The organism is Acidiferrobacter sp. (assembly GCF_054609335.1).
In genome coordinates, this window is record NZ_JBTRWP010000090.1 from 1 (window position 1) to 5166 (window position 5166).

5 protein-coding genes are annotated in these 5166 nt (G+C 65.7%); all 5 read right to left on the minus strand.

Features of this window, described 5'->3' with window-relative positions; all coding sequences use genetic code 11:
• Window positions 1-649, minus strand: a 649-nt coding sequence (locus ACYCTF_RS14015) for a nucleotide-binding protein (RefSeq protein WP_461285070.1), incomplete at its 3' end; no start/stop codon positions are given.
• Entirely contained in the window at window positions 646-1851 is a 1206-nt protein-coding gene (gene nrfD, locus ACYCTF_RS14020; RefSeq protein ID WP_461285074.1) for an NrfD/PsrC family molybdoenzyme membrane anchor subunit, read from the minus strand. The genes nrfD and ACYCTF_RS14015, both read right to left, overlap by 4 nt.
• Window positions 1852-1938: 87 nt before the next feature.
• Window positions 1939-2718: a sulfate reduction electron transfer complex DsrMKJOP subunit DsrO gene (dsrO, locus tag ACYCTF_RS14025; RefSeq protein ID WP_461285071.1), complete on the minus strand. Its 780-nt coding sequence runs from the start codon at window positions 2716-2718 to the stop codon at window positions 1939-1941.
• Window positions 2715-3188, minus strand: a complete 474-nt coding sequence (locus ACYCTF_RS14030; RefSeq protein ID WP_461285072.1) for a cytochrome c3 family protein — start codon at window positions 3186-3188, stop codon at window positions 2715-2717. The genes dsrO and ACYCTF_RS14030 overlap by 4 nt, the downstream gene beginning before the upstream one ends.
• Window position 3189: 1 nt before the next feature.
• The gene (locus tag ACYCTF_RS14035; RefSeq protein WP_461285073.1) at window positions 3190-5097 is read right to left on the minus strand and encodes an NAD(P)-binding protein; all 1908 of its coding nucleotides are present in this window, start codon (window positions 5095-5097) and stop codon (window positions 3190-3192) included.
• Between the last annotated feature and the right edge of the window lie 69 nt (window positions 5098-5166).

The window sequence follows — 5166 nt, forward strand, 5'->3', positions numbered from 1 at the left end:
CGACCTGCGCCGTGACCGCATGCGCCAGCCGCTCGATCACCTCCTCCGCGCCGTCCCACTCGCCGCTCGGGACCAGGCCCAGGTGGCGTTCGCTGATCGCGATATCGGCCGACTCGTGCACTGCGCCTAAGACCCGCACATCCGTATAGCGTTCGAGCACCGCCCGCAACTTACCCTCGTGGCGCGCGCCACCTACGCGATTCAAGACGATACCCGCAATAGGCATGGAGGGGTCGAAGTGCCGGTAGCCCAACACCAAAGGCGCCACGCCGCGCGTCACACCGCGGCAGTCGAGAACGAGCACCACCGGGGTCTGAAGCTGGTGGGCCAGGGCCGCGTTACTATCGCTACCATCAAGCGCCACGCCGTCATAGAGACCCTTGTTGCCCTCCACGAGCAGCACATCGGCGCCGCGTGCGGCGTCTTCGTAGAGGGCCGTGATCTCCGCGGCCCCCTGGGTGTGATAGTCGAGATTGTAGCAAGGACGGCCGGCCGCCTTGGTCAACCACAAGGGATCGATGTAGTCAGGGCCCTTCTTGTAGGGCTGCACCGTATGCCCAAGCGCGCGCAGGGCGCGCGTAAGGCCGATGGCAAGCGTAGTCTTGCCCGAGGACTTGTGGGCCGCCGAGACATAGACGCGCGCGCTCATGGCCGCGCGCCCGCAGCCGCACCCTCGGCGCTTGCGGCCTGCGCTCGTGCGCCATGGACGCTCACCACATCATCGGCCAGGCTCTCAGGCAAAAAGGGCAGAAGCCGCAAGGCGATCAGCACGATCAAGCCCACCACCGCGACCCCGCTTAGCGCAAGCACCGTCTCAGGCCAATGCGGGACATAGTTATGCACCACGCCGTCGTAGAAGCTGCTCTTCACGATAAGCCCCGGGAACATCTGCAGGGGATAGCTCTGGCCGCCTATGATGAGCACATACATCTGGGCGAGCCCGCCCGCCACCACCGCCACCGCAGCGAACCCCAGCGTGCGACGCAGGATCGCCCCATCACCGTCCGGCACGGGGCGCAGCAGCAGTAAAAGCGGCACGATACCACCCACGAACACCTGGCCACCCCAGAAGAGCCAGGGAAAGATGCCGCCTGTGACGAGCATAAAAGACTCGACGCCGCGATGCCCGGCCATATACAGATTGGTCAGATGATAGACCGCCACGAAATACAAGACCGCCGCCACGAACACCGCGAGCAGCGACCGGAGCCGCGCCACGAGCCGCGCACCCACGGGTCGCGCAAGCGCCTTGAACCCGCCCATGAGCACCAGCACAAAGATCGCAAGCCCGAAGGCAAACGAGGTGAGAATAAAAAGGGGTGCCAGCACGGCGGAGTCGTAGGCACTACGCGCCGCGAGGAACCCGAATATGGACCCGGTGCCAGTCGTCAGCACCAGACGCCACAGGAAGGCGAGCACCCCCACCGTATGGGTGTGGGGGTTCAGCCGTCGCTCCATCATAAACCAGAGATAGAAGCCGACGATGACCAGAAAACCCGTATAGAGATAGATATTCCATGCGAAAATCGACCGAAAGTTCGGATACAGCACGGCCGCCAGGATGTGCCCGGGGCGCCCAAGATCGAGCACCAGGTTCCAGAGACCGCCTATGAGCAAGGCCACCGCCAAAAGCGCCGAGAGCCGCGCAAGCGGCTTATAGAGGGCGCGCCCGAACACCGAGGCGATCGAGGCCACGTTCAAGGCCCCGGAGGCCGCCACGATCAGGAACACCGCAAAGACGTGTGGCAGACCCCAGACGATCTGGTTATTCATGCCCGTCACGTGATGACCCTCCGCGCGCATATAGAGTGCTGAGGCCACCCCCGCCGCCGCCAGAAGCCCGCAGACCATCACCGCCGCCCAATACCCCGCACTGCGCCCCTCGATCTCTCGATAAGCCAGCTTCGCTCCCGACCGTCCGCCGCTCTCACTCACAGCCTAGATCCCCCGGTAATGCACGGAGGGCAACATCCCCAGATCCGCGCGTATGGTGGTGGTCGCGACCTCGGAGAGCCGCTTGGCAATCGCGCTCTTCGGGTCGTGCAGGTTCCCAAAGACCATGCCCTTGTGGCCGGCCTTTTGACAGGCCGCGACACAGGCCGGGAGCTTACCGGCCTCCACGCGCTCCACACACATCGTGCAGCCCTCGGCCGTGCCTTTGCCGCGCGGCGCCCATGGCTTCTGGTCTTCGACATTGCGCGCCACGAAGGAGCGTGCCTTGTAGGGGCAGGCCATCAGGCAATAGCGGCAGCCGATGCAGCGGTGTTTGTCGACCAGCACGATGCCATCCGGGCGCCGAAACGAGGCCCCGGTCGGGCACACATCCACGCAGGCGGCATGCTCGCAATGCTGGCACATGACAGGAAAGCTGCGGCTAAATCCGGTCTCTGGATTGGTGATCGTGACCTTGCGTATCCATTGCGCGTTGTCCGGACCCGGATCGTGCGCAAGCCCGTTGTAGTCCTGGCAGGCGCGCACACAGGCATCACAGCCGCCCTGGCAGGCGTTCGCGTCGATCAAAAGCCCATAGCGCACGGCGCTCTTGCGCCCCCGCGGACCCGTCACGGCCAGATCACGCGCCAGCACCGTGACTCCGGGGGCAAGCGTCAAGGCGACCGCGGCACCGGCCAGCTTCAGGAGCCTGCGGCGCACGGCATCCGGTTCGGACCCGCCGCCCTCCGCAGTGCGGGACACGCCTTTCTGCGACTCGTCGCTCATGGTCTTCCTCCCGGGCCCGCCGCCTGCGCACCGCGCAAGGCCCGCGGTATGCGAAACGCCGCCTGCAGTGCCCCGGCCTTAAGGGGAGCACCAAGCCCGCGCTGCGCCGGCACGGCGGCGTGACACGCGAAGCAGTCAAGCCGCACCCCCACATAGGCATGGCAGCTTGCGCAAAACTGCCCCGGGGCATTCACCGGGAGGACGCGCCCGGTGCTCGTGCGTTGCGCGTGACAGGCGACACAATGCGTAAGCCGAAACCGCGTATCCCGCGCGTCATGGCGTACGATCTCCTCGCGCACGGCCCGCAGCAACATCATGTGCGTGCGGCGCATCACAGATGTCTTCAGGACACAGTGGCCCGGGGCTTGCGCGATCACGGGGACCGCCACGCGCCCACGATGGGCCACCCATACGCCGCTCAAGGCGACCACCACCGCAAGGACTGCCCAGACGCCGGCGCGGGTGCGCATGTCACTCCCCCAGACCCATCTGGATATAACCGGCTGGACACACGTCGGCGCAGATATGGCAGCCGATGCAGCGTGTGTAGTCGGTGGTCACGTAGTAACCCAAGGCCTTCTGATCACGCGGCACCTTCTTCACCGCCACCTGCGGGCAGAAGACCACGCAGTTGTCGCATTCGAGGCAGAGCCCGCAGCTCATGCAGCGCTTGGCCTCAGCCACCGCCTGCGCCTCATCGAGCGGCATGATGCGCGTGCCTCCCTCGGTGAAGATCTCGGCAAGCCTGCGCTCGGTGCGCGCAAGCCTAGGCGTCGTGCTGAAGTGCGCAAGAAAAAGCGCGTCGGACTTGATCACCTCGCGGTGCGCACGGTCCTCGAAGTTGTGCACGAAGGCCGGGCTCGTCACCTTGCCGTCCACGGGCAAGGCCCGCGTCGGCAGCCCTTCGCGGATATCGAAATGGCGCTTGTCGATATGCGGGCGGCGTGCCACCGCTTGACCCTTCAAGAGGGCGTCTATCCCGTCGGCGGCTACCGTCGCATGCCCGATGGCCGTGGCAAGCAGGTGCGGGGTGATGATATCGCCGCCCACGAAATGCTTAGGGTGCCCCAGGACCTGCAACCCGGGCCCCGCCGCGATGGCATGGCGTCCATTGTCCAGGGCCTCCAGACCCGTCATGTCGGCGACCTGTCCTATGGCAAACACCACGAGGTCGGCCGGGATCTCGATCTCATCCCCCGGCACGCGCACGCGCTTGCCGTCCTTGCCATGCTCGCAGGGCGCGAAGCGCACCCCGCAGGCGCGCCCGTCGGCGTCGAGCGTCACCGCAAGGGGCATGACATTGCCGAGGATGGCGACATCCAGCGAACGGGCGTCCTCCACCTCACGTTCCGAGGCCTTCAACTTGGCGGTGGGCAACACCGAGGTCAGGGTCACCTTCTGGCCGCTGTGGATGGCCGCCTGCGTAACCATATCCGCCGTGTAGGTGAGCGGCGAGCCGTCGGGCTTCGTAGCCGCGAAGCCGCCTAGCTTGCGCGCCACCGTGGTGACATCGATGGAGGTATCCCCCCCGCCCACCACCACGATGCGCCGCGGCACAGACGGCATGCGGCCTTCGTTGAATTCCCGCAAAAACTCGATGCCCCCCACGCAATTGGGGGCATGCGCCCCGGGGATCTCCGGGATGCGGCCGACCTGGGTCCCGATCGCCCAGAACACCGCGTCAAAGTCCCGGTCGAGGTCCTCGAAGCTCACATCGCGGCCCACCCGCACGCCGGTCTTGATCGTCACACCCAGATCCAGGATGCGCTGAATCTCGCCTTCCACCACAGCCGGCGGGGTCCGGTAATTGGGCAGGCCATAGCGCAGCATGCCGCCCAACTGTTCGCGCGCCTCGAAGATAGTGCAGGCATGGCCCTTCAGGCGCAGCTGATAGGCGCAGGCAAGCCCGCCAGGACCACCGCCTATGATGGCCACACGCTTGCCGCTTTCCTCCAGGGGCTTCGCGAAATGGAAGCGCCCCGCCAGGGCCGCCTCGCCGATAAACTGCTCGACGGCGTTAATACCGACATGGTCTTCTACAGCGCGGCGGTTGCAGCCTTCCTCGCAGGGCGCCGGGCACACATAGCCCATGATGCCCGGGAAGGGATTGGCGCGGGTGAGACGCCGAAAGGCGTGTTCCTGCCAGCTCACCTCCGCAGGCGGCTTGTCGAGACCACGCACCACATCGAGCCAGCCGCGGATGTCCTCGCCTGCCGGGCACCCGTTCTGACAGGTCGGCGTGCGCTGCACATAGACCGGGCACTTGTAGGACCAACCGGCCTTGAAAATATAGTCCTGCCACGACTCCGGTGTCGTATCCCCGTCCTCGTAGCGGCGGAAGGTGCGGCTCGACTCCGCAGTCTGCTTCTCATTGGCCATGCTCATCCCCTTATATGACGGCTACTCTTTGGCACCCAATACGATGGCGTCCCCCACGAGCTGATGGAC